This is a genomic window from Pseudomonas sp. RIT-PI-q (genome assembly GCF_001297125.1).
Taxonomy (GTDB): domain Bacteria; phylum Pseudomonadota; class Gammaproteobacteria; order Pseudomonadales; family Pseudomonadaceae; genus Aquipseudomonas.
In genome coordinates, this window is record NZ_LHPC01000011.1 from 1 (window position 1) to 23,274 (window position 23,274).

Annotated in this window: 22 protein-coding genes and 1 pseudogene; 17 read left to right on the forward strand and 6 right to left on the reverse strand. The window is 61.3% G+C overall.

Annotated features, from left to right (window positions below):
- Positions 1-150: 150 nt before the first annotated feature.
- Positions 151-942 carry a lysophospholipid acyltransferase family protein gene (locus AEQ67_RS02500; protein WP_059402311.1) on the reverse strand — a complete coding sequence of 264 codons (792 nt, stop codon included), beginning with the start codon at positions 940-942 and terminating at the stop codon, positions 151-153.
- Positions 942-1,697, reverse strand: coding sequence for an L-ornithine N(alpha)-acyltransferase (gene olsB / locus AEQ67_RS02505; RefSeq protein ID WP_059402312.1), 756 nt, complete (start codon positions 1,695-1,697; stop codon positions 942-944). Before olsB ends, AEQ67_RS02500 begins: the two co-directional genes overlap by 1 nt.
- Positions 1,698-1,852: 155 nt before the next feature.
- On the opposite strand from olsB, the gene AEQ67_RS02510 reads away from it, so the two are divergent.
- The 9 genes from AEQ67_RS02510 to AEQ67_RS02550 all read left to right on the forward strand — a co-directional run bounded on the left by AEQ67_RS02510 (position 1,853) and on the right by AEQ67_RS02550 (position 11,493).
- Positions 1,853-2,740, forward strand: coding sequence for an acyl-CoA dehydrogenase family protein (locus AEQ67_RS02510; RefSeq protein WP_059402313.1), 888 nt, complete (start codon positions 1,853-1,855; stop codon positions 2,738-2,740).
- Positions 2,741-2,902: 162 nt separating this feature from the next.
- Complete coding sequence (locus tag AEQ67_RS02515; protein WP_059402314.1) at positions 2,903-3,997, forward strand: serine hydrolase domain-containing protein; 1,095 nt, start codon at positions 2,903-2,905, stop codon at positions 3,995-3,997.
- Positions 3,994-4,323 carry a hypothetical protein gene (locus AEQ67_RS02520; RefSeq protein WP_059402315.1) on the forward strand — a complete coding sequence of 110 codons (330 nt, stop codon included), beginning with the start codon at positions 3,994-3,996 and terminating at the stop codon, positions 4,321-4,323. Before AEQ67_RS02515 ends, AEQ67_RS02520 begins: the two co-directional genes overlap by 4 nt.
- Before the next feature lie 252 nt (positions 4,324-4,575).
- Complete coding sequence (locus AEQ67_RS02525) at positions 4,576-5,751, forward strand: M20 aminoacylase family protein (protein WP_059402316.1); 1,176 nt, start codon at positions 4,576-4,578, stop codon at positions 5,749-5,751.
- Positions 5,752-5,832: 81 nt separating this feature from the next.
- Entirely contained in the window at positions 5,833-7,143 is a 1,311-nt protein-coding gene (locus AEQ67_RS02530; RefSeq protein ID WP_059402317.1) for a citrate-proton symporter, read from the forward strand.
- A complete protein-coding gene (locus AEQ67_RS02535; protein ID WP_059402318.1) occupies positions 7,140-8,588 on the forward strand; it encodes an amidase in 1,449 nt (482 codons plus the stop codon). Before AEQ67_RS02530 ends, AEQ67_RS02535 begins: the two co-directional genes overlap by 4 nt.
- Before the next feature lie 70 nt (positions 8,589-8,658).
- Positions 8,659-9,429 carry an IclR family transcriptional regulator gene (locus AEQ67_RS02540; RefSeq protein WP_059402319.1) on the forward strand — a complete coding sequence of 257 codons (771 nt, stop codon included), beginning with the start codon at positions 8,659-8,661 and terminating at the stop codon, positions 9,427-9,429.
- Positions 9,430-9,743: 314 nt separating this feature from the next.
- Positions 9,744-10,334 (forward strand): YceI family protein, encoded by a 591-nt coding sequence (locus AEQ67_RS02545; protein ID WP_059402320.1) that lies wholly within the window; start codon positions 9,744-9,746, stop codon positions 10,332-10,334.
- A 1-nt stretch (position 10,335) separates the two neighbouring features.
- Positions 10,336-11,493: a phospholipase D-like domain-containing protein gene (locus tag AEQ67_RS02550; RefSeq protein WP_059402321.1), complete on the forward strand. Its 1,158-nt coding sequence runs from the start codon at positions 10,336-10,338 to the stop codon at positions 11,491-11,493.
- A gap of 128 nt (positions 11,494-11,621) precedes the next feature.
- Here AEQ67_RS02550 and bglX read toward each other — a convergent pair whose 3' ends face one another.
- A complete protein-coding gene (gene bglX, locus AEQ67_RS02555; protein ID WP_059402322.1) occupies positions 11,622-13,913 on the reverse strand; it encodes a beta-glucosidase BglX in 2,292 nt (763 codons plus the stop codon).
- Positions 13,914-14,150: 237 nt separating this feature from the next.
- Between bglX and AEQ67_RS02560 the strand changes: the two genes are divergently transcribed.
- From AEQ67_RS02560 to AEQ67_RS02575, 4 genes and pseudogenes are all read left to right on the forward strand, one after another.
- The gene (locus AEQ67_RS02560) at positions 14,151-14,759 is read left to right on the forward strand and encodes a LemA family protein (protein ID WP_059402323.1); all 609 of its coding nucleotides are present in this window, start codon (positions 14,151-14,153) and stop codon (positions 14,757-14,759) included.
- Between the two features lie 204 nt (positions 14,760-14,963).
- Positions 14,964-15,626, forward strand: a pseudogene (locus AEQ67_RS02565) (TPM domain-containing protein); the annotation flags it as partial.
- A 46-nt stretch (positions 15,627-15,672) separates the two neighbouring features.
- A complete protein-coding gene (locus tag AEQ67_RS02570; protein WP_059402324.1) occupies positions 15,673-16,290 on the forward strand; it encodes a TPM domain-containing protein in 618 nt (205 codons plus the stop codon).
- A 204-nt stretch (positions 16,291-16,494) separates the two neighbouring features.
- The gene (locus tag AEQ67_RS02575) at positions 16,495-17,709 is read left to right on the forward strand and encodes a class I SAM-dependent methyltransferase (RefSeq protein ID WP_059402325.1); all 1,215 of its coding nucleotides are present in this window, start codon (positions 16,495-16,497) and stop codon (positions 17,707-17,709) included.
- 171 nt (positions 17,710-17,880) lie between these two features.
- Here the strand turns inward: AEQ67_RS02575 and AEQ67_RS02580 are convergent, their stop codons facing one another.
- The gene (locus AEQ67_RS02580) at positions 17,881-18,771 is read right to left on the reverse strand and encodes a DMT family transporter (protein WP_059402326.1); all 891 of its coding nucleotides are present in this window, start codon (positions 18,769-18,771) and stop codon (positions 17,881-17,883) included.
- 301 nt (positions 18,772-19,072) lie between these two features.
- Between AEQ67_RS02580 and AEQ67_RS02585 the strand changes: the two genes are divergently transcribed.
- The 3 genes from AEQ67_RS02585 to AEQ67_RS02595 all read left to right on the forward strand — a co-directional run bounded on the left by AEQ67_RS02585 (position 19,073) and on the right by AEQ67_RS02595 (position 20,493).
- Entirely contained in the window at positions 19,073-19,654 is a 582-nt protein-coding gene (locus AEQ67_RS02585; protein ID WP_059402327.1) for a DJ-1/PfpI family protein, read from the forward strand.
- Positions 19,655-19,668: 14 nt separating this feature from the next.
- Positions 19,669-19,974 carry a ribbon-helix-helix domain-containing protein gene (locus tag AEQ67_RS02590; RefSeq protein WP_059402328.1) on the forward strand — a complete coding sequence of 102 codons (306 nt, stop codon included), beginning with the start codon at positions 19,669-19,671 and terminating at the stop codon, positions 19,972-19,974.
- A gap of 174 nt (positions 19,975-20,148) precedes the next feature.
- Complete coding sequence (locus AEQ67_RS02595) at positions 20,149-20,493, forward strand: YegP family protein (protein ID WP_059402329.1); 345 nt, start codon at positions 20,149-20,151, stop codon at positions 20,491-20,493.
- Positions 20,494-20,790: 297 nt separating this feature from the next.
- Here the strand turns inward: AEQ67_RS02595 and AEQ67_RS02600 are convergent, their stop codons facing one another.
- Together AEQ67_RS02600 and AEQ67_RS02605 are read right to left on the reverse strand one after the other, a co-directional pair.
- Positions 20,791-21,678, reverse strand: coding sequence for a dihydrodipicolinate synthase family protein (locus AEQ67_RS02600; protein ID WP_059402330.1), 888 nt, complete (start codon positions 21,676-21,678; stop codon positions 20,791-20,793).
- A gap of 29 nt (positions 21,679-21,707) precedes the next feature.
- Positions 21,708-22,490: an aldolase gene (locus AEQ67_RS02605; protein ID WP_059402331.1), complete on the reverse strand. Its 783-nt coding sequence runs from the start codon at positions 22,488-22,490 to the stop codon at positions 21,708-21,710.
- 159 nt (positions 22,491-22,649) lie between these two features.
- Between AEQ67_RS02605 and AEQ67_RS02610 the strand changes: the two genes are divergently transcribed.
- On the forward strand, positions 22,650-23,192 hold the full coding sequence (locus tag AEQ67_RS02610; protein ID WP_059402332.1) for a helix-turn-helix domain-containing protein: 543 nt from the start codon (positions 22,650-22,652) through the stop codon (positions 23,190-23,192).
- The last annotated feature ends 82 nt before the right edge of the window (positions 23,193-23,274 follow it).

Sequence of the window (23,274 nt, forward strand, 5' to 3'; positions counted from 1 at the left end):
GGACTCTCGATTCCAGGGCATGGTCAGGCACCTCCTGACCGTATTTCATACCTGTAAACGATGTCTCCGGTTTAAAACGTAAAGGATGTCTCCGGTTTCTACCCGGGCAAGCCCGCTCCCACAGGGGATTCTGTGGGATCAGAGATCGTGTCAGGCTGCGATAGCGGGGCGCATTGGGGTTTGCTGGGTTTCCGGAATCGCCCCAAACAACGCCCTCTGCACCGCCTGCTGTGCCTCAAACGCCAGTGCCGCACGCTCGCGACCTTCGCAGGCGATCGGCTTGAGCAGATGAATCTCTACGTCCCCTCGATCATTGGCGAACAAACGCATCAGGTGCGAGAGCAAGTCATCATCGCCAATAAACGGTGCCAGCGAATCGAGCTCACCGTCGCGCAGGTAACGAATCGCCACCGGCTGCAACTTCACCTCGGAATCAATCGCCGCTGAGAGCAAGCGACCATGGAAGGTGCGCAAGGAACGGCCATCGGTGGTGGTGCCTTCCGGGAACATCAGCAGCGGATGTTCTTGCTGCAGATGACGGGTCATCTGTTTGCGGATCAACTGGCTGTCGCCCGAGCCACGACGGATGAACAGGCTGCCGGCCTTGGCCGCGAGCCAACCGGCGACGGGCCAGGTGCGCACTTCGGCCTTGGACAGAAACGACAAAGGCGTGAGCATGCCTAGCAGCGGAATGTCGGTCCACGACACATGGTTGCTGACCCAGAGCATCGGCGCCTTCGGCAGCTCGCCGTGCACCGTGACTTTAAAGGGCAGGGCGTTGCTCAACCGCGCCATGAAAAACCGCGACCAGCGCTGGCGCCGGACCATTGAATGCGCGATCCCCAAGCGTTCGAACAGGCCGAACACACTGGCCATGCTCAAACCCAGCGTCACCACAAAAAGCACTCGCGCAATTCGCGCGTACACCCGCAACCGGCTCATCATACGGCCGCCTTGAAGTGTTTGGCGTAACGCGGGCAGAGCTCGTCGCGCTTGAGCAGGATGAACACGTCGGCGACCTGGAAGTCTTCGTCCCAGCACGGCTCGCCGCAGATCTTCGCGCCCAGGCGCATGTAGGCCTTGAGCAGCGGCGGCATTTCGGCGATGACGTTGGACGGGATGTCCAAAACCGGCAACGGTTTTTTCGGCTCGGCACGCAGGTGTTCGGTGCTCAGGTAGCGTTCGCGCAGGCGCTGCATGATTGCGTGGGCCTGAATGCCGCCGTCCTGCATCGGGATGCTCGCGCACCCCATCAAATAGCTGTAGCCGCCCTGGTTCAGGACCTCGGCCAATTCGCCCCAGAGCACGGCGATGGTGCCGCCGTTGCGGTAGGCCGGGTCGACGCAGGTGCGACCGATTTCGAGGATCGGGCCCTTCAAGTGAACCAGGCCGTGCAGGCTGAATTCTTCTTCGCTGTAGAACTTGCCGAGGCTGCTGGCCGCCGTGTGGTCGAGCAAACGGGTGGTCGCCACCAGGCGTCCGGTGTTCAAGTCACGCACGCCGATGTGGGCGCAATGAACATCATAATCATCCATGTCCAGACCCAGTTCGGCACCCTTGAGTTTGGCGTTGAATTCGCCGCTGAACACGTTGAAGCGCAGGGCCTGGGCTTCCTGCAAGGCCTCGGCGCCCACCAGGCGTTCGGCTTGCAGGCGGCGTTCATTGCCGGTGTCGCTGATGCGGGCGATCTGAGTCATTGGGAATCTCCGTGCGGGGTGTTCACCCGTCTTGGGCTATAGCCGATCGACTTTCTTTATGCAGCCGTGTTGTGCAAAGTCAGGCTATGTAGCCCCGGTGTCATCGCCATGAAGCTTTGGTGATGCTTATATGACAACCCACAAGGAGCCTCTTTATGCCCTGGCAAACCCTGTTGAATCGCCGCGAACGCCTGCCTGCCAACCCGGACCTGGCGGAAGGTTTTGCGACTTTGTTGCATCAGTTGGGGACGGTCACGCCGTTCGAGCTGGCGGTGGTTGGCGCACGCTTGATGGCGACGCCGGGGCTGGCGTTTCTGGTGGGGTATCAGGCGGCGTTGCGCATGCTGTGGCCGAGCGCGCCGCTGAGCCTCGGTGCGTTATGCGCCACCGAGCAACGCAGCTTGCGGGTGGCGGACATGCAGACTCGTCTCAGCGATTTGCGGGTGAGCGGGCGCAAGGATTTTGTCACGGCCGGCGATGCCGCGGACTGGCTGTTGATCGCTGCCCGCAGTGAAGCACCTGATGGGGATCCGCGCCTGAGTCTGGCGGTGGTTTATCCCGATGAGCCGGGCGTGCGCCTGGAAAAACTCCCGGCCATCGCGCTGATGCCGGACGTCAGCCATGGCCGGGTGTTTCTGGATAACGCGCAGTGCGAATTGCTCGCGGGGGATGGTTGGGAGGCCTACGTCAAACCGTTCCGCACCCTTGAAGATATTTATGTGCTGAGCGCCATGACAGCCTGGCTGTACGGCGTCGGCCAGGACAATGACTGGCCACACACTTTGCAGCTGCGGTTGCTGGCGCTGTTGGCCGGGTGCGCGGAAGTCAGCCGGCAAGCGCCGAACAACCCGGCCGGGCATGTGTTGCTTGGGGGCTTGTTTGCGCAGTTCGATGGGCTCAAGGCTGACCTCAATGAAGCCTTGGCTGAGGGGCCGCCGCAATGGGCGGCGATGTGGACGCGCGATCAGGCGGTGATGGAGTTGGCGGCGGGGGCGCGGGGGAAGCGGTTGGCCAAGGCGTTGGCTGGAGTGTCGTCTAGCTGAAGGGCCCCATCGCGGGCAAGCCCGCTCCCACAGGGATTGCGTACGACACAGCTCATGTGGGAGCGGGCTTGCCCGCGAAGGCGGCCGCATTGGCAACACAAATCCCGGAACTGTCATCAACCTCAACTAGGCTCACCACGTTAATCCCTCCGAGCCCCCACCATGTCCAAAGGCTTGCCCCTGTTTTTCACGCTGCTGCTCAGCCTCACCGTCCACGCCGAAAACTGGCCGGCTGAGCAATGGTCGACCGGCCCGACCGTCACCGGTCCGGCGCTGCAAGCCCTCGAGACCTACGCCTTCCCGACCCGCGACGACACCACCCGCCAAGGCATCCGCACCGATGCCTTGCTGGTGATCCATGACGGGCAACTGATCTACGAACGCTACGCCGGCCCGACCCGCGCCGACACCCCGCACCTGACCTGGTCCATCAGCAAAAGCCTGATGTCCACGGTCCTCGGGGTGGCCTACGGCGAAGGTCTGTTCAAGCTCCAGGACCCGGTGCTGAAATTCTATCCAGCGCTGGCAAAACACCCCGCCATGACCATGGCCGATCTGCTGCACTGGGCTTCGGGCCTGGACTGGCAGGAAGACTATGAATACGCGCCGCTGAAGTCGTCGGTGGTGGCGATGCTCTACACCCGTGGTCGTCAGGACATGGCCACGTTCACTGCAAACCACGACGAATACGCCCAGCCGGGTCAGGCATTCCGCTACTCCAGTGGCGACAGCAATATGCTCTCCGCCGCGCTGAAATCCATCGTCGGCGCGACGCGTTATCCAGACTATCCCTGGACGGCGCTGTTCGACCCTTTGGGGATTCACAACGCTGTCTGGGAAACCGACGCTTCGGGCACCTTCGTCGCTTCGTCCTACGCCTACCTCACCGCCCGCGACCTGGCGCGAGTCGGCCTGTTGATGGCTCGCGACGGTCGGTGGGGCGATCGGCAACTGCTGCCCAAAGACTGGGTCGCCTTCAACCGCGAACCGTTTGCCCACTATCACGCCAATGAAGACGACGCTGTCCCCGGCGGTCATTGGTGGCTCAATCGAACGGTGGAGGGCGCCGCCCAACCCTGGCCCGGTGCCCCCGCCGATACTTTCGCTGCGCTGGGCCATTGGGGCCAGGCGATGTACGTGATCCCCAGCGAAAACCTGGTGATCGTGCGTTACGGCGATGACCGTGACGGCCATTACCAGCACAACGAATTGCTCAAACTCGCACTCAAGGCCTTTGCCGCGAAGGTGCAGCCATGAACCGTCGCAGCGTTGTTCGCCGCCGACCGTTCAGCACGCTGTTGTTGATCCTGCTGATCGCCTTGCTCGGCTGGATCTGGCACGAGCGCGTGGCGTTGTGGGCGTTCCCGGACATCATCAGCGCGTACACCGCCAAGGAATATTGTTCGTGCCGCTACGTGATGAACAACGACGCCGAGTATTGCCACAGCTACGTGAAGCAATGGCTGCCCACCAGCGGTTTTACCGATGACAGCGCCAGCAAGCGCGTGACCGTCAGCGGCATGGGCCGCAGCAACAGCGCGGCGTGGGTCAGCAATCGCCAGGGCTGTCGCCTCAATCCCTGACGCAAAACCCTGTAGGAGCTGGCTTGCCAGCGAAGGTCTCCAGAGCGCCACGTATTATCAGGCAACACGCGTCATCGTTAACGTCCTTCGCTGGCAATTCAGCTCCTACAGGTTCCACGCAGTGGAACCACATTTGATTGTCCTCGCGCGCGACTCGCGGTTATCTGGCGGTGAGCGCGACCTGCCTTGATGTGTCGCGAAATCGCAGCGAACAAAAAGAACGGGAATACACCCGGCACGAGGACAATTTTCATGACCCGACATCAGCACATTCTTGCCTGGCTCAGCGATGTAGCCAGCGACCTGCACGCCCCCCGCCAGGACATCCACGCCCACCCGGAACTCGGCTTCGAGGAAAACCGCACCTCGGCGCTGGTGGCCAAATCCCTCGCGGAATGGGGTTACGAGGTGCACATCGGCATCGGCAAAACCGGCGTGGTCGGCGTCTTGCGCAACGGCAGCAGTTCACGCAAGTTGGGGCTGCGGGCCGACATGGACGCCTTGCCGATCATCGAGAATACCGGCGCGCCTTACAGCAGCCGCCATCAGGGCTGCATGCACGCCTGCGGTCATGACGGCCACACCACAATGCTGCTGGGCGCGGCGCGCTACCTGGCGGCGACCCGTCAGTTCGACGGCACCCTGACGCTGATTTTCCAGCCCGCCGAAGAAGGCCAGGGCGGCGCCGAAGCGATGCTCGCCGATGGCCTGCTGGAACGCTTTCCCTGCGATGCGCTGTTTGGCATGCACAACATGCCGGGCCTGCCGGCCGGTCACTTGGGCTTTCGCGAAGGGCCGATGATGGCCTCGCAGGATTTGCTCACGGTCACCATCGAGGGCGTCGGCGGGCACGGCTCAATGCCGCATCTGTCGGTCGATCCGCTGGTGGCGGCGGCCAGCGTGGTCATGGCCCTGCAAACCGTGGTCGCGCGCAACATCGATGCGCAGCAGGCGGCGGTGGTCACCGTCGGTGCGTTGCAGGCCGGGGAGGCGGCTAACGTCATTCCGCAGCAGGCGATCCTGCGCCTGAGCCTGCGCGCCTTGAACGCAGAGGTGCGTGAACTGACCCTCGAACGGGTGCGCGCGATCATCGAATCCCAGGCCCGCAGTTTCGGTTGCAGCTCGCGCATCGAACATCGCCCGGCTTATCCGGTGTTGGTCAACCACGCCGCCGAAACCGAGTTCGCCCGGCAGGTCGGCGTCGAGCTGCTCGGCACTGACGCCGTGGACGGCAACACACCCAAACTGATGGGCAGCGAAGACTTCGCGTGGATGCTGCAACGCTGCCCCGGCGCCTACCTGTTCATCGGTAACGGCGTGTCGCGGCCGATGGTCCACAACCCCGGCTACGACTTCAACGACGACATCCTGCTGACCGGCGCGGCGTATTGGGGCGCGCTGACTGAGCGCTGGCTCAAGCCCGCCTGACGATCGCACTTTCTACTGCCGCTGGATCGGGCGCGCCTCGTTGCGCCCGCAATCACCCAACAGGTTTTTGGAGAGTTCCCCATGCAGACTTCGAGCACAGGCGTTTCGCGCACCCGGCAGGTGGTCGCGGCCGTTATCGGCAATGCCCTGGAATGGTATGACTTCATCGTTTATGGCTTTCTGGCGAGCATCATTGCCCGGCAGTTTTTCCCGTCCGAGGACGAATACGCCTCCTTGCTGATGGCCCTGGCGACCTTTGGCGTCGGGTTTTTCATGCGCCCGGTGGGCGGCATATTGTTGGGCATGTATTCCGACCGCAAAGGACGCAAAGCGGCGATGCAGATGATCATCCGCCTGATGACGGTGTCGATCGCGCTGATCGCCTTCGCGCCGAATTACGCCGCGATCGGCATGGGCGCGCCGCTGTTGATTGTGGTCGCGCGGATGCTCCAGGGCTTTGCCACGGGCGGCGAATACGCCAGCGCCACGGCGTTCCTGGTGGAAAGCGCACCGGCAGACAAAAAAGGTTTGTACGGTTCCTGGCAATTGGTCGGGCAATGCCTGGCGGTGTTTTCCGGGGCGGCGATGGTGGCGTTGTTCACGCATCTGTTGTCCCCCGAGGCGCTGGACAGCTGGGGCTGGCGGATTCCATTCATGATCGGTTTGCTGATCGGCCCGGTGGGCTTGTGGATCCGCAAGCACATGGAGGAACCGGAAGAATTTCTCGAGGCGCGCAGACAGGCTAAAGGCGCAAGTCCGAGTTTGCTGCAAGTCATCCGCGAACACCGACGCAGCATTCTGGTGTCGATGGGCTTGGCGTGCGGCGCGACGGTGTCGTTTTATGTGGTGCTGGTGAACATGCCGACCTTCGCCCATAAAAATCTGGGCCTGCCGCTGGATCAGGTGCTGTTGGTGCAGATGCTCGCCGTCGCCGTGATGACCGTGGTCATTCCGTTGTCCGGTGCGCTGTCGGACCGGCTTGGTCGACGCCCGGTGTTGATGGCGTTCACCTTGGCGTTTTTTCTGATGGTTTATCCACTGTATGTCTGGGTCGCGGCGGCGCCATCGGTGGAGCGTTTGCTGGTCATGCAGCTGTTGTTATGCAGCGCGATTGGCGGTTTCTACGGCCCGGCCCCAACGGCGCTGGCCGAGCAGTTTCCCATCGAAGTGCGCTCCACCGGGGTGTCGGTGGCCTACAACGTCGCGGTCATGGTCTTCGGCGGGTTCGCGCCGCTGATCGTCACCTGGCTCAGCAAGGCGCTGGCCACCCCCGTGGCGCCAGCCTTCTACGTACTGTTCGCTTGCGTGCTGACGCTGTTGGGCACTTACTGCATGCATGAAGCACCACGGACCAGGAAATCCACTGCACTTAACCTTGAGGTGAAACCTTGAGCATCAACCCGATTGTTGAACTGGACGCCGATGCGTTGTCCCGAGCCATTCATGCGCGGCAGGTGTCCTGCCGCGAAGTGATGCAGGCCTACCTGGCGCAGATCGAGCGCTTCAATCCGCAGGCCAACGCGCTGGTGTCGCTGCGCCGGGCCGAAGAATTGCTGGCCGAAGCCGACGCCTGCGACCGACAACTCGACCAGGGTCAGTCGCGTGGCTGGATGCACGGCATGCCGCAAGCCATCAAAGACCTGGCGGCCACCGCCGGTTTGCGCACGACCATGGGTTCGCCGCTGTTTGCCGAGCAAGTCCCGCAGCAAGACGCCATCAGCGTGGCGCGGGTTCGTGACTGTGGGGCGATCATCATCGGCAAGACCAACGTCCCGGAATTCGGCCTCGGTTCGCAGACCTACAACAGCGTGTTCGGCACCACCACCAACGCCTACGACCCGACACGGGTTGCCGGTGGCAGCAGCGGCGGGGCGGCGGTGGCGTTGGCGTTGCGCATGCTGCCGGTGGCCGATGGTAGCGACATGATGGGCTCACTGCGCAACCCGGCAGCGTTCAATAATGTCTTCGGTTTTCGTCCGTCCCAGGGCCGCGTACCCCACGGCCCGGCGCCGGAGGTGTTCGTCCAGCAATTGGCCACCGAAGGGCCAATGGGTCGCAGTGTCACCGATGTTGCTCGTTTGCTGAGCATTCAGGCCGGTTACGACGCGCGCGTGCCGTTGTCGCTCACGCAGAATCCGCAGATCTTTGCCGAACCCTTGGCGAGGGATTTCAGCGACGCGCGGATTGGCTGGCTGGGTGACTACAACGGCTATCTGCCAATGGAAGACGGTGTGTTGAGCCTGTGCGAATCGGCACTGAAAGATTTCACCGCGCTGGGGTGCAAGGTCGAAGCCTGTCAGCCGGATTTCTCCATGGAACGCTTGTGGCAGAGCTGGTTGGTGCACCGGCACTGGCTGGTGCAGGGCAGCCTGGGTGCGTTGTATGCCGACCCGCAGAAACGCGATCTGCTCAAGCCCGAGGCGCAATGGGAAATCGAGGGTGGGTTGCAGCTCACCGCGGCGGATGTTTTCCAGGCCTCGGTCAGTCGCAGCGACTGGTATCGGGCGTTGAGCGCGTTGTTCGAACGTTACGATTTTCTGCTCTTGCCCACTGCCCAAGTGTTCCCTTTTGATGCACAAACCCCTTGGCCGCGCATCGTCGGCGGGCAGGCCATGGACACTTACCATCGCTGGATGGAGGTGGTGATCGGGCCGACCCTGGCCGGTTTGCCGAGCATGAATGTGCCGGTGGGGTTCAACCCGGCCGGCTTGCCCATGGGCCTGCAAATCATCGGCCCGGCCCAGGCTGATCTGGCGGTGTTGCAGCTGGCGTACGCCCATGAGCAGTTGACTCAATGGGTCAATCGCCGGCCGCCCGGTTGTCTGCAAAACGCTTGAGAGCGATTGACGGGCGCGCATCTTGCTGCGAAAAGCGATCATCCGTTCCGGGCAAAGGGAGGTCGAATCCATGGACAGCAAGGCAGAAACCGGCAGCGTACGTTCCGTTGAGCGCGCTTTAGCGATCGTCGAGTTGTTGGGCGAGCATCAGGCATTGGGGCTGGAGGAGTTGCATTACCTGACGACTCTGCCCAAGGCCACGGTGTCGCGCATGTTGCTGACCTTGCAGGAGCAAGGCTGGATCTATCGCGGCTTGAGCGACCGGCGTTATCGGCTGTGCGCCAAGCGCCTGTTCGGCGACAGCCAGCAGCGGTTCAAGCGGCGCCTGGTGGAAAGCGCTGCGCCACTGTTGCTGGAGTTGAGCGAGCGCACCGGGTTGGTGGCCGACCTGTCGAGCTTCGACGGTGAGCGCGTGGAAGTCATGGAAAGCGCGATCCCCACGGTGCTGCGCAAGCGCTACCCGAACAACTGCCAGATCGTCGGCCAGCACGCCAGCCTGTTTCATTCGGCCATGGGCCGGGCGTGCCTGGGCGAACTGGAAACCCATGAAGTGGAACGCCTGGCCGGTCGTGAGCGGCTGACCGACGAGACCCTCTTCCGCGCCAGTGAACAGGCGTTGCATCAAGGCTTCGGCCAGCGCACCGAAGGTTACTGGGAATACCCGGTGCGCCTGCCGTTCCTGATTCGGGCGGTGGCGCTGCCGATTCATGCCAATGGCCAACTGGTCGGCAGCATGGCGCTGCACTGGCCGATGGATCAGGCCCCCGTAGAACGAGTGCTAAGCCTGCACCTCAGCAGCCTGGCCGCCACCATCGGCAATGTGCAGCACGCATTGGCCTGACGCACGACCTGTAGCAGCTGGCGAAGCCTGCGTTCGGCTGCGCAGCAGTCGTGAAATCAGACACCACGGTGTGTCAGGAGAATGTTGCGTGCAGGATCTACGACGGCTTCGCCGCCGAACGCAGGCTTCGCCAGCTGCTACAGGTTTGCGTTGGCTCACGGGCGCTGTTTGTGCAGAAATCAGGCGCGGTGGTTGTTCAGACAGATCGAGGTCGCTCGATTTCACGACTGCGCAGGCTTCGCCAGCGGCTACAAGTTTGCAATTGGCTCACGGGCGGTTAAGGTTCGTACAGGTTTATCTGCCCCCGAGTCTCTATGTTCAACCGCTTCCTCTGCAAAACCCTGGCCTTCGTGCTGCTGGCCGGCGCCACGTTGTCGGCCCAGGCCAATTGGTACTTGGACGGCGAGTCCTCGCGGCTGTCGTTCATCAGCACCAAAAACGCCAACATCTCCGAAGTGCAGCGCTTTCTGGTGCTGCACGGCAAAGTCAGCCCCAAAGGGCTGGCTGAGGTGGAGGTCGAGCTGGACTCGGTGAACAGCGGCATCCCGCTGCGTGACGAACGCATGCGCAAGGAGCTGTTCGACATCCAGACCTTCCCCGAAGCGCTGATCACCGCGCAAATCGATCTGCGCCCGATCAACGACCTCGCGCCCGGCGCGCAACTTGAGTTGCGCTTGCACGTGACCGTCAACCTCCACGGTAAAACACACGAATACAACGCCGAATTGCTGGCGACCCGTCTCGATGACCGACGTTTCCAGGTGGTGACCCTCGAACCGGTGGTGATCAACGCCGAGGACTCCGACCTGGCACCCGGCCTGGAAAGCTTGCGCAAGTTGGCCGGTTTGTCGGCCATCAGTCTGTCGGTGCCGGTGGGTGCGGTACTGATTTTCACGGCGCGCTGACATGGCCGGCGCAATTTTCCCCTGGCGTGAAGGCAACAGTTTTGAGCTGCTGATTGACGGCCCGCAGTTCTTCCCGCGCATGTTGGTGGCGATTGCCCGCGCCGAAGAACAGGTTGAGCTGGAGCTGTATCTGGTGGAGGCGGGTGCCTGCGCCGAGGCCATGGTTCAGGCGTTGGTCCAGGCCGCTGAACGCGGGGTACGGGTGCGCTGCCTGTTCGATGATTACGGCAGCCTGGCGTTTACCCTGACCTTGCGCCAGCGCTTGATGGCCGCAGGTGTGGAGCTGCGTTTCTACAATCGCCTGAGCTGGCGGCGCTGGGTCGGCAACTTCTATCGTGACCACCGCAAGCTGTTGCTGGTCGATCAAAGCATGGCGGTCGTCGGCGGCACCGGGGTCACCGATGAGTTCTGGACGCCGGGGGAAGACACCAGCGAATGGCACGAGGGGATGGTGGAAATCACCGGTCCCTTGGTGATCGACTGGCAGTTGCTGTTCGATCGGCAATGGATCGCCAACCGCCATCGGCGCGCCTGGAAACCCGCTTCGCACTTCGGCTTGCCGCGACTGCCGCGAGTGCCGTCCATGGGCGAGGGCATGGGCCGGGTCGCCTACGCCGACGCCCGCCAGCACCGGGATATTCTGCAATCGCTGGTGCGCGCGTTGAACAGTGGCCAGCAGCGGATCTGGCTGGCGACGCCGTATTTCCTGCCGGCCTGGAAAGTCCGCCGCTCACTGCGCCGGGCTGCCGCCCGAGGCGTCGACGTGCGCCTGCTGCTGACCGGGCCGCGCACCGATCATCCGTCGGTGCGCTACGCCGGGCATCGCTACTACCCGCGACTGCTCAAGGCCGGGGTGAAAATCTTCGAATACCAGCCGTGTTTCCTGCACCTGAAAATGGTCCTGGTTGATGACTGGGTGAGCATTGGCTCGTGCAACTTCGATCACTGGAACCTGCGCTTTAACCTGGAAGCCAACCTTGAAGCGCTTGACCCCGGGTTGACGCGGGCGGTGGCGGCGAGTTTCGACAAGGACTTTACCCTGAGCCAGGAAGTCAGCCTCGAGGCATGGCAACGCCGGCCGCTGTGGCGACGGGTCAAGCAACGGATTTGGGGATGGGTGGATCGGCTGGTAGTGAATATTCTTGATCGACGCGGATAGTCGTCACCCCGAAAACCACTGTGGGAGCGGGCTTGCCCGCGATGGCGGCATAACAGTCAACATAGGTGTTGGATGTTATGGCCTCATCGCGGGCAAGCCCGCTCCCACAGGTTTTTGTGGCGTATGTATTAAAGCAACTCAAAGCTCTGCTGCGTAACGTCCTGGGAGTCCAGGCCGATCTGCACGTTGAACTTGCCCGGCTCCGCCACGTACTTGAGCTGGGCATTGAAGAACTTCAGGTCGTCCTCGGTGATGGTGAAGTGCACGACTTTCTGTTCGCCGGCCTTGAGCATCACTTTCTGGAAGTTTTTCAGTTCCTTGAGCGGACGGATCATCGAGCCGGTCACGTCCTGAATGTACAACTGCACCACGGTTTCGCCGTCACGCTTGCCGGTGTTTTTGACCATGACACTGGCGTCGAGCTTGCCGGTCTTGTTCAACGTAGTCGACGACAGGGCCATGTCGGTCAGGCTGAAATCGGTGTAGCTCAAACCGAAGCCAAACGGGAACAGCGGGCCGGTAGTGTCATCGAAATACTGCGAGGTGTAGTTGCCCGGTTTGCCCGGCGTGAACGGCCGGCCAATGCTCAGGTGGTTGTAGTAGGTCGGAATCTGGCCGACCGAACGCGGGAACGTGATCGGCAGTTTGCCCGACGGGTTGTAGTCGCCGAACAGGACGTCGGCGATGGCGTTGCCACCTTCGGTGCCGCTGAACCAGGTTTCCAGGATCGCGTCAGCCTGATCCTTCTCTTCCAGAATCGACAGCGGACGGCCGTTCATCAACACCAGTACCAGCGGTTTGCCAGTGGCTTTCAGGGCGCGGATCAGTGCACGCTGGTTTTCCGGAATGTTCAGGTCGGTGCGGCTCGACGATTCGTGGGACATGCCACGGGACTCGCCGACAGCGGCAACCACCACATCGGCATCTTTGGCGGCTTTCACCGCTTCGTCGATCAACACGTCCGCCGGGCGCGGATCATCCACCACTTCCGGCGCATCGAAGTTGAGGAAGTTCAGGTAATCGAGGACCTTCTTGTCGCTGGTGATGTTGGCGCCACGGGCATAGATCAGCGTCGCTTTGTCTGCCACCGCCGCGTTCATGCCGTCGAACAGCGTCACTGATTGCGCGGGTTTACCGGCGGCGGCCCAGCTGCCCATCATGTCGATCGGCGCCTTGGCCAGCGGGCCGACCAGGGCGATTTTCGCGGTTTTCTTCAACGGCAGGGTTTCGCCCTGATTCTTCAGCAACACCATGCTGCGGCGTGCAACGTCACGAGCCTCGGTGCGGTGCAGACGGTTTTCGGCGTAGGTGTCGGCCGGGTCATCCTCAGCCTTGCCGATACGCAGGTACGGGTCCTTGAACAGGCCCATGTCGTACTTGGCGGCGAGCACTTCCCGCACGGCGTTGTCGATGTCTTTCTGTTCGATTTCGCCGGCCTTCAACAGCCCCGGCAGCTCTTTGCCGTAAAGGGTGTCGTTCATGCTCATGTCGATGCCGGCCTTGATCGCCAGCTTCGCGGCTTCGCGACCGTCAGCGGCGACGCCATGCTTGATCAGCTCGAAAATCGCCCCGTGGTCACTGACCGCCAGGCCCTTGAAACCCCATTGCCGGCGCAACAGGTCGTTCATCAGCCAGGTGTTGGCGGTGGCTGGCACGCCGTTGATCGAGTTCAGCGCAACCATCACCCCGCCGGCACCAGCGTCGATCGCCGCGCGGTACGGTGGCAGGTAGTCCTGGTACATCTTGACCGGGCTCATGTCGACGACGTTGTAGTCGCGACCGCCCTCGACCGCGCCGTACAAGGCAAAGTGCTTGACGCTGGCCATGATGCTGTCGGCCGCGTTCGCGCCGGTGCCCTGGAAGGCTTTGACCATGACGCCGGCGATGCGCGACACCAGGTAAGTGTCTTCGCCGAAACCTTCGGACGTGCGGCCCCAACGTGGGTCGCGGGAGATGTCGACCATCGGCGCGAACGTGATGTCGAGGCTGTCCGCCGCGGCTTCCTTGGCGGCGATGCGCCCGGAGAGGCCGATGGCGTCCATGTCCCAGCTCGACGCCAGGGCCAGCGGGATCGGGAAAATCGTGCGGTGGCCGTGGATCACGTCATAGGCGAAGAACATCGGGATCTTCAACCGGCTGCGCATGGCCGCGTCCTGCATCGGACGGTTTTCCGGGCGGGTGATCGAGTTGAACGTGCCGCCGATGTTACCGGCCGCGATTTCCTTGCGGATCAGCTCCCGAGGCATTTCCGGGCCGATGCTGATCAGCCGCAACTGGCCGATTTTTTCATCGAGGGTCATTTGCTTCATCAGGTTGCTGATGAAGGCGTCCTTGTTTTCCAGAGGTGCGGGCGTCGTGGCGGCCAATACGGTATGACTGGCCAGGCTGACGAACAAGCCCAGCAAACACAGCTTCTTCATGAATAGTTTTCTCAAAAGCCTAAACGGCAGTGAATACGCGCCGGTCAGCCAAAATTTAGGGAGCGACTATTGTTGTTCGGGTGAATGCAGCACACTTGCGAAGTGTTTTTGCGCTGGGGCATCTTTTAGCCCATTGGCTCGATGCAATCCAGTGGTGGTGGCAGATTATGCCCCAAGAGCCCGGTCAGAAGGTCGCCAGTTGTTTTTCAACGGAATGTACAAGGGAGCGTCAACCAGATGAATGTACGACACCACTATCGGTCGAGCCTGCAGGTTGCAGCCTTGATGCTGCTGACCACACTGCTGGCCGGCTGCGGCATCAATACGATCCCGACGCTCGACGAACAGGCCAAGGCCGCCTGGGGCCAGGTGCAGAACCAGTACCAGCGCCGCGCCGACTTGATCCCGAACCTGGTAGAGACCGTGAAGGGTTATGCCAAGCACGAAGAAGAAACCCTGACCGCGGTGATCGAAGCCCGGGCCAAGGCGACGTCGATCCAGGTCGATGCCAAGACACTGGATAATCCGGAAAAACTCAAACAGTTCCAGCAGGCCCAGGATCAGCTGACCGGTGCCTTGAGCCGTTTGATGGTGGTGTCCGAGCGTTATCCGGACCTGAAGGCCAACCAGAATTTCCTCGCGTTGCAATCGCAACTGGAAGGCACCGAGAACCGCATCGCCGTGGCGCGTCGTGACTTCATCCTCGCCGTGCAGAAGTACAACACCGAAATCCGTACCTTTCCGGGTCGCCTGTGGCACACCGTGATGTACAGCGATTTGCCGATCCGCGAAACCTTCGAGGCCACCAGCCCTAATGCTGAGAAAGCACCCGAAGTGAAGTTTTGAAAGTTTGAACGATCACCAAGGATTCACCAACCTTTGAGGGCCGGTGATTAACCCTGTAGGAGCTGCCGAAGGCTGCGATCTTTTGACGTTGATCTTTTCGTAACCGCTGAAAATCGAGATCAAAAGATCGCAGCCTGCGGCAGCTCCTACAGGGGGCTGGCCTGGCTTGAAAAGTGGTGTGGCTTTGCACGGATGAGGTTGCCAATGCGCGTGTTGAAAGTGGGCCTGGTGCTGTTGCTCTGGGTCTTTGCCCTGACGGTCCAGGCCGAGTTGAAGTTTCCGCAACTGAGCGGGCGGGTGGTCGATAACGCCCAGATGATCGAGCCGGCGGTGCGCGAGCAGCTGACGCAACAGCTCCAGGCCCATGAAAAAGCCACCGGCGAGCAGTTGGTGGTGGTCACGTTGCCGGACTTGCAAGGCACCGATATCGCCGATTTTGGTTATCAACTGGGACGCTATTGGGGCATCGGCCAGAAGGACAAGAACAACGGCGCACTGCTGATCGTCGCGCGTGATGAGCGCAAACTGCGCATCGAAGTCGGTTATGGCCTGGAGGATCGCCTGACCGATGCGCAGAGTTCGGTGATCATCAATCAGGTGATCACGCCGGCGTTCAAGAGCGGAAATTTCAGCAAGGGCATCAGCGACGGGGTCGCGGCAATGCTGGTGGTGCTGGGCGGTAATCCACTGGATGAGCCGTCCACGGTGTACGACTCCGGGAGCAATCAGGAAAGCGACTTTGTCGCCCGGCATCCGGGGATCTTCGTGTTTCTGGTGATGCTGTTTATCCTGACGATTTTCGTCTGTCAGATGCTTGGTATCCTGCCCAGCGGCGGTGGTAGTGGCCGAGGCGGTTCGTCAGGCGGCTGGTGATACTGCCAGTAAAAACAATAGCAAGCAGGCATTCATACACATGGCATTACTGACTGAACACGAACAACGCAAAGTCGCCGAGGCAATTGCCCGGGTCGAGCGCGACACCGACGCCGAACTGGTGACGGTGCTGGCGGCCCGCGCCGACGACTATGCGTACATCCCGCTGCTCTGGGCCAGTCTGCTGGCGCTGGTGGTGCCGGGTGTCGTGCATTACCTGACAGGCTGGCTGACCATGCACAGTCTGCTGCTGGTGCAATGGATCACGTTCATCGTGCTGTGCCTGGTGTTCCGGATTCCGAAAGTCACCACGCGCCTGATCCCGCGTTCGGTGCGCCATTGGCGTGCGTCGAACCTGGCACGTCGGCAGTTCCTGGAGCAAAACCTGCACCACACGGTGGGCAGCACCGGGATGCTGATTTTCGTCTCCGAGGCCGAGCGTTATGTGGAAATTCTGGTGGATGAAGGGATTTCCAAACGGCTGGATAACAAAAACTGGGACGCCATCGTGGCGGCGTTTACGCAGCAGGTGAAGCAGGGGCAGACGTTGCAGGGGTTTGTCACCTGCGTCGAGGCGTGCGGCGAATTGCTCAAGGTGCATGTGCCGGTGACGCATGTGCGCAATGAATTGCCGAATCGGTTGGTGGTTTTAGGCTGAAGTATCAGCCGCGCCCTATTCCCTGTAGGAGCTGGCTTGCCAGCGAAGGCGGCTGAATGATCGTTGCAAACCTCAAGGGCCTCTTCGCCGGCAAGCCGGCTCCTACATTTGGCACCGTTCGGGAAATTACCCGTGCCCTCGCACGCCATCCCCCCTAAAATACCCGCCATTCCCCGATTCGCATCGCCCGAGGCCGCTTTTTCCATGTCTGTCACCGCCACTCCCGCCAGCCTCGCGCCGGATCACCACGCCCAGTTCATCGACCTGCTGCAATCGAGCCTCGAGCAAAACGCCTTCATCAAACTGGTGCTGGCCAAGTACGTCGGCACCGAGACGGGCTTGCAGCGGCTGATCATCAAGCAGCTGACGGTCAAGGATCAGCCTTGCCTGTCCTTCGTCTACCGCTACAAGACCCGCGACATCACCAAAAACCTGCCGCTCGCCGAGGGCGTAGCGACCATCGCCGCGTTGCTGCCCGCATCGTTCAAAAATGCGCATTTACTGTCGCTGACTGACGAAGCCCAGCTCGAATACAGCAAAAAGGGCAAGTCTTCGCTGTTCAAGAGCAAACCCCAGCAATTGCGCGAAGTGCCGTCCGCCGAGCACAACCGCGAGAAAAACCGCTTCCTCGACCTGAGCCGGCCGTTTCTCGCCGACCTTGGCGTGACGAACAGCAATCACGAGCTGATCCCGGCGATGTCGCGCAAGTGGAAGCAGATCAACAAGTTCATCGAAGTTTTCAGCCATGCGCTGACCACCTCGCCGCTGGCGCTGGACAAGCCGGTACGGGTGGCGGATTTCGGTTCGGGCAAGGGTTACCTGACGTTTGCGATCCACGACTACCTGCGCAACACCTTGAACGCCGAAGGCGAGGTGACGGGCGTCGAGTTGCGCGAAGAAATGGTCAACCTGTGCAACGCCGCCGCCGCCAAGCTTGAGCATCCGGGGCTGGTGTTCAAATGCGGTGATGTGCGCAGCGTCGCACCGAGCGAGCTGGACGTGATGATCGCGCTGCACGCCTGCGACATCGCCACCGACTATGCGATTCACACCGGTATTCGCTCCGGCGCCTCGATCATCATGTGCTCGCCGTGCTGCCACAAACAGATCCGCCTGCAAATCCAGAGCCCGGCGCTGCTCAAGCCGATGCTGCAATATGGCCTGCATTTGGGCCAACAGGCGGAAATGGTCACCGACAGTTTGCGCGCGCTGTTCCTTGAAGCGTGCGGCTACGAGACCAAGGTCTTCGAGTTCATCTCACTGGACCACACCAACAAGAACAAGATGATCCTGGCGGTCAAACGCGCCGAGCCCGTGGACCCGGCCCAGCTGTTGGTGAAGATTCAGGAGTTGAAGGATTTCTACCACATCAGCGAACACTGCCTGGAAACCCTGCTGCGCGCTGACGGTTACCTCTGATCCTGTTCCGACGGCTACCGCTGATCCTGAATCGACGGCTATCTCTGATCCTGAATCGACGGCTACCGCTCATCCTGATTTGACGGCTCCCTCTGATCCTGTAGGAGCCAGGCTTGCCGGCGAAGGCGATCTTAAGGACGCCTTCGCCGGCAAGCCTGGCTCCTACAAGGTTTATGCCGTTGCGACTTGCGCGGGTTTGACCGCCGTCTTGCGCCCCAACATCACCGTCACAATCACCCCGGCGGCAAACAGCCAGGTGATCGGCTCGATGTGTTCCCCGAAGAACAACGCCGAAAACGCAATCGTGAAAAAGATCTGCAGCAACTGGATCTGACTGACCCGCGCAATCCCGCCCATCGCCAACCCGGCGTACCAGGCGAAAAACCCGATGAACTGCGAAAACAGCGAGACGTAACCGAACGCCCACCAGGTCTTGGCCGAAATCTCGCCCTGATGTTGCAGCGCCAGGTACACCACCGGCCCGATCAGCAGCGGCGTCGACAGCACCAGCGCCCAGCAGATCACCTGCCAGCCACCCATCTCCTTGGCCAACCGGCCACCTTCGGCATAGCCCAAGCCGCCCACGGCAATCGCCCCGAGCATCAACAAGTCTCCGGCCTGAATACTGCCGGCACCGCTGATCAGCGCATAACCGAGTACCAACGCACTGCCCAGCGCGGCGCAGGCCCAGAAGGCTTTCGACGGTCGTTCATGGGACAGCCACGCGGCATACAGCGCCACGCACAACGGTTGCAAGCCGTTAACCAGCGCCCCGTGGGACGCCGGCAAGGTTTGCATGGCCCAGGCCGAGAGCACCGGGAAACCGAGGATCACCCCGGCAATCACCAGCGTCAGGCCTTTGACCTGTTTCCAGGTCGGCCACTTTTCCCGGCGCCACAGCAACAGCAACGCCGCCGGCACCGCCGCGAACAACGCACGGCCGAGGCCGTTGAGCAGCGGATGGAGTTCCTGCACGACGATCCGCGTGAAGGGCAGGGTGAGGCTGAAGATGACGACGCCGAGCAGGCCCAGGGCCATGCCGGTGTTTTCGCGCGAGGACATGTTGGCAACCAGAATCGAGAGTGGCGGGAAGAGCGTTCATCTAGCCATAAACCGGGGGTGTTGCTCTGTTACAGCTAGGCGCAGAGTTATCCGTACAGTTTGCGGCCGCCATCGCGGGCAAGCCCGCTCCCACAGGTCTTCGGTTGGCCGCAGGATCGGGCTCGACACAACACCTGTGGGAGCGTGGCTTGCCCGCGATGAACGATAACGCGGTTCTTCAGGTAGTAGCAGGTTATTACCCACCCCTCAGGATAAGGACTACCTTGAATACTCCTACGTATTTCCCAGAGGAGTCCTCCCCATGGCTGCCAAGAAAATTCTGATGCTGGTCGGCGATTACGTCGAAGACTACGAAGTGATGGTGCCGTTCCAGGCGCTGCTGATGGTCGGTCACACCGTGCACGCCGTCTGCCCGGACAAAACCGCCGGCCAGACCGTACGCACGGCCATTCACGACTTCGAAGGCGACCAGACCTACAGCGAAAAACCCGGCCATCTGTTTGCCCTGAACTTCGACTTCGCCAAAGTCGCCGAGACCGACTACGACGCGCTGCTGATCCCCGGCGGTCGTGCGCCGGAATACCTGCGCCTGAACGAAAAAGTCCTGGAGCTGGTGCGCGCCTTCGACAAGGCCGGCAAGCCGATCGCCGCCGTGTGTCACGGTGCGCAATTGCTGGCGGCGGCGGGCGTTCTTGAAGGTCGCGAGTGCAGCGCTTACCCGGCCTGTGCGCCGGAAGTACGCTTGGCCGGCGGTACGTTCATCGATATCCCGGTGACGGAAGGTCACGTACAAGGCAATCTGGCCACGGCACCGGCATGGCCGGCGCACCCGAGTTGGCTGGCCGGTTTCCTCGGGTTGCTGGGCACCAAAATCACGCTGTAACGAGGGACCTGTCCATGTGCGAGCTCTACGTCAAAGCCGATCCGATTCTCTACGAATCGCGCTCCCGCTCGCTGCGCATCTGCGGGGTGGTGACCACTCTGCGCCTGGAAAATCAGTTCTGGGACATCCTCAGCGAAATTGCCGAGGTCGATGGCATGACCACCAATCAGTTGATCGCCAAACTGTATGAAGAGGTGATGGACTACCGCGGCGAAGTGGTGAATTTCGCCTCGTTTTTACGGGTGAGTTGTACGCGGTATTTGAGCCAGCGGCGGGTGCAGGCACCCGAGTTGTCGGTGGTGCGGGCGGCGGCAAAATAGGGTGGTTTTGCGCGGGCTGGGCGGGCCTCATCGCGGGCAAGCCCGCTCCCACAGGGATCACGCTGAACCTGTGGGAGCGGGCTTGCCCGCGAAGGGGCCGGAACAGGCGACAGAATTAACAGCCTGGTCTTTACTCTGAAGCGCGAAACCTCTCAATCGCCAAGGAGAACGAGCATGTCCGGATGGTACGAAGTGAACAAAAGCGTCAGTGGCCAGTTCAGGTTTGTGCTAAAGGCCGCCAACGCCGAAACCATTCTGACCAGCGAGCTGTACACCACCCGCGCCGCTGCCGACAAAGGCATCGCATCGGTTCAGTCCAACAGCCCGCTGGATGAACGCTACGAGAAGAAAACCACCAAGGACGGTCACCCTTATTTCAACCTCAAGGCCGGTAACCACGAGATCATCGGCAGCAGCGAGTCTTACTCCTCGGCTACCGCAATGGACAAAGGCATCGCCAGTGTAAAAGCCAACGGTCCGACCACCGTGATCAAGGACAAGACCCTGCCGGTGCTCTGACCACACACGCCCCCGGTAGGAGCTGGCTTGCCAGCGAAAGCGGTGCGTCAGGCGACACATGTCGGATGTGACGACCCCTTCGCTGGCAAGCCAGCTCCTACAAGGGTTCTGTGCGGATTTGGAGATCAGCGTAACGCGGTCAGCAAGTCAGACACCATCCCTACCGGTTGTGACCCCAATCCCTGTAGGAGCTGGCTTGACCAGCGAAAGCGGTGCGTCAGGCGACACTAATGTCGGATGTGACGACCCCTTCGCTGGCAAGCCAGCTCCTACAAGGGTTCTGTGTGGATTTGGAGATCAGCGCAAGGCTTTCAACAAGTCTAGCAACTGGCTGCGTCCCGCCTCACCCAACGGAAACACCGGCAACCGTGGATCGCCAACTTCCAGTCCAGTGGCCCGCAAGCCCGCCTTGATCGTCGCCGGCAACCCGCCCTTGAGGATGAAGTCCAGCAGCGGCAACTGGCGATAGAACAACTCCCGCGCCTTGCCCAGATCGTTGGCCAACACCGCTTCATACAGATCAAGGTTGAGCTGCGGGATCAGGTTCGGCGCCGCCGTGCACCAGCCTTTCGCCCCGGCCGCAAAGGCTTCCAGGGCCAACGGGTTGCAGCCGTTGTAGAACGGCACCCGGCCTTCGCCTAGCCGTTGCAGTTGATGCATGCGCTGGATGTCGCCGGTGCTTTCCTTGACCATCGTCACGTTGTCCACCGCGTTGAAGATCCGCAGGATCAGCTCCACCGACATGTCAGTGCCGCTGGTGGCCGGGTTGTTGTAGAGCATGATCGGCACGCCGATGCTGTCGCCGATGGCGCGGTAGTGGGCGAGGATTTCCGCTTCGCTGAGTTTCCAGTAGGACGTCGGCAGCACCATCACCACATCGGCGCCATGGGCTTCGGCGAAACGCGCGCGGCGCACGGCTTTGGCGGTGGTCAGGTCGGACACACTGACGATCGTCGGCACGCGTTTGGCCACGTGTTTGAGGCTGAACTCGCTGACCTGGTCCCACTCTGCGTCGCTCAGGTAAGCGCCTTCGCCGGTGCTGCCCAGCGGTGCAATCGAGTGCACGCCGCTGTCGATCAGGCGGTCGATGGAACGCCCGAGCGCGCCGAGATCAACGCCTTCGCCGTTGGCGGTGAACGGGGTGATGGTGTAGCCGATGATGCCGTGAATGGTTGGGGTCGACATGGCGACGCTCCTCTTGAAAATGAGTGGGTTCAGTTCAGGCAATCGGCGTGTTGACGCAGGTTCTGCCGAGCGTAGTAGTTGAAGGCGGCGGCGTGGCGCTTGGGTCTGGAAATCCAGTCATGCGCCTCACGTCCAAGTTCGGGCAAGATCGGCTTGATCGTCCCGGCACTCATCGCCAGCAGTTGCAGCTTGGCGGCGCGCTCGATCAGTTGCGCAATGACACACGCCTCTTCGATGGTCGTGCCGGTGGACAATTGGCCGTGGTGCGAAAGCAGGATCGCCCGTTTGTCGCCCAGCGCTCCGGCAATCAGTTCGCCTTCCTCATTGCCCACCGGCACGCCTGGCCAGCCTTCGAGAAACGCGCAGTCCTCGTAGAGCGGGCAGAGGGCCATGTGGGAAATCTGCAGCGGCACTTCAAGCATCGACAGCGCCGCGACGTGGGTCGGGTGCGGGTGAATGATGCAGTTCACGTCTGGCCGGGCGCGGTACACCCAGCTGTGAAAGCGGTTGGCCGGGTTGGGCATGCCGTGGCCTTCCAGCACTTCAAGGTCTTCGTTGACCAACAACAGATTGCTGGCGCTGATTTCATCGAAACCCAGGCCCAGTTGCTGAGTGTAGTAGGTGCCGGGTTGCGGGCCGCGGGCGGTGATTTGCCCGGCCAGGCCGGAGTCGTGACCGTTCTCGAACAGAATACGGCAGGTCAGGGCCAGCTTTTGCCGGGCGGTCCACGTATTATCCGCCAGGGGATTTTGCATCTGAGTCAGCGCTTGCTTGACCAGTTGCTCTTTGGGTAGTGCTAAGGTCTTGGCCATATCGGTGTCCTTTGGGTGATTCAATGGACGTCGGTTTTGCCGTTCACTCGTTGCTTGCAAGGTCGTGGGTGAATGCAAATGACACAAACGAGACTATATGACACAAAGTGTCATTGGCAAGGACAAATCGTCGCCTCCTTGATGGATTAATCGCTCTACATGTCTATCCGTTTGAAATTACTGAGAAAAAAACTCGGCGTGACGCTGGAGGCCTTGGCCGAAAAGTCCGGCATGACCAAGAGTTATCTGTCGAAAGTCGAGCGCGGGCTGAATACGCCGTCGATCGCGGCTGCCCTGAAACTGGCGAAGGCGTTGAACGTGAAGGTCGAGGAGCTGTTCTCCGAAGACAACGTCAGCCTCGACAGCTACAGCCTGGTGCGCAGCGATGAGCGTCAGTCTCTGGCGGCGAATGACCAAAGCCCCGGTTACGCGGTGCTGGCCCATCAGGTCAGTGAACGCAGCCTGTTGCCGTTCATCATTTACCCGCCGAGCGAGTTCGTCGACAAAGCCTTCAAGGAACACGTGGGGGAAGAGTTTCTGTTCGTCCACGAGGGGCAAGTGGAAGTGGACTTCATGAACGAGCGGGTGCTGCTCAATCGTGGGGATGCGCTGCATTTCAATGCGCAGAAACCGCACCGGATTCGCTCAGTGGGCGAGGTGCAGGCGCAGTTGCTGGTGGTGGTGCATAGCGCCGAAGAATGAGTTGACTGGTCTGACGCCTTCGCGGGCAAGCCCGCTCCCACAAGGATCGGCAGTGTTCACATATCTAGTGGACACCTCAACC

Coding starts and splice junctions, on each gene's coding strand:
- AEQ67_RS02585 (WP_059402327.1), top strand. CDS start 19,073: ATGGCTGCCAAGAAAATTCTGATGCTGGTCGGCGATTACGTCGAAGAC.
- AEQ67_RS02605 (WP_059402331.1), bottom strand. CDS start 22,490: ATGGCCAAGACCTTAGCACTACCCAAAGAGCAACTGGTCAAGCAAGCG.
- AEQ67_RS02540 (WP_059402319.1), top strand. CDS start 8,659: ATGGACAGCAAGGCAGAAACCGGCAGCGTACGTTCCGTTGAGCGCGCT.
- olsB (WP_059402312.1), bottom strand. CDS start 1,697: ATGACTCAGATCGCCCGCATCAGCGACACCGGCAATGAACGCCGCCTG.
- AEQ67_RS02590 (WP_059402328.1), top strand. CDS start 19,669: ATGTGCGAGCTCTACGTCAAAGCCGATCCGATTCTCTACGAATCGCGC.
- AEQ67_RS02530 (WP_059402317.1), top strand. CDS start 5,833: ATGCAGACTTCGAGCACAGGCGTTTCGCGCACCCGGCAGGTGGTCGCG.
- AEQ67_RS02515 (WP_059402314.1), top strand. CDS start 2,903: ATGTCCAAAGGCTTGCCCCTGTTTTTCACGCTGCTGCTCAGCCTCACC.
- AEQ67_RS02570 (WP_059402324.1), top strand. CDS start 15,673: ATGGCATTACTGACTGAACACGAACAACGCAAAGTCGCCGAGGCAATT.
- AEQ67_RS02610 (WP_059402332.1), top strand. CDS start 22,650: ATGTCTATCCGTTTGAAATTACTGAGAAAAAAACTCGGCGTGACGCTG.
- AEQ67_RS02525 (WP_059402316.1), top strand. CDS start 4,576: ATGACCCGACATCAGCACATTCTTGCCTGGCTCAGCGATGTAGCCAGC.
- bglX (WP_059402322.1), bottom strand. CDS start 13,913: ATGAAGAAGCTGTGTTTGCTGGGCTTGTTCGTCAGCCTGGCCAGTCAT.
- AEQ67_RS02550 (WP_059402321.1), top strand. CDS start 10,336: ATGGCCGGCGCAATTTTCCCCTGGCGTGAAGGCAACAGTTTTGAGCTG.
- AEQ67_RS02500 (WP_059402311.1), bottom strand. CDS start 942: ATGAGCCGGTTGCGGGTGTACGCGCGAATTGCGCGAGTGCTTTTTGTG.
- AEQ67_RS02575 (WP_059402325.1), top strand. CDS start 16,495: ATGTCTGTCACCGCCACTCCCGCCAGCCTCGCGCCGGATCACCACGCC.
- AEQ67_RS02510 (WP_059402313.1), top strand. CDS start 1,853: ATGCCCTGGCAAACCCTGTTGAATCGCCGCGAACGCCTGCCTGCCAAC.
- AEQ67_RS02520 (WP_059402315.1), top strand. CDS start 3,994: ATGAACCGTCGCAGCGTTGTTCGCCGCCGACCGTTCAGCACGCTGTTG.
- AEQ67_RS02600 (WP_059402330.1), bottom strand. CDS start 21,678: ATGTCGACCCCAACCATTCACGGCATCATCGGCTACACCATCACCCCG.
- AEQ67_RS02560 (WP_059402323.1), top strand. CDS start 14,151: ATGAATGTACGACACCACTATCGGTCGAGCCTGCAGGTTGCAGCCTTG.
- AEQ67_RS02580 (WP_059402326.1), bottom strand. CDS start 18,771: ATGTCCTCGCGCGAAAACACCGGCATGGCCCTGGGCCTGCTCGGCGTC.
- AEQ67_RS02545 (WP_059402320.1), top strand. CDS start 9,744: ATGTTCAACCGCTTCCTCTGCAAAACCCTGGCCTTCGTGCTGCTGGCC.
- AEQ67_RS02595 (WP_059402329.1), top strand. CDS start 20,149: ATGTCCGGATGGTACGAAGTGAACAAAAGCGTCAGTGGCCAGTTCAGG.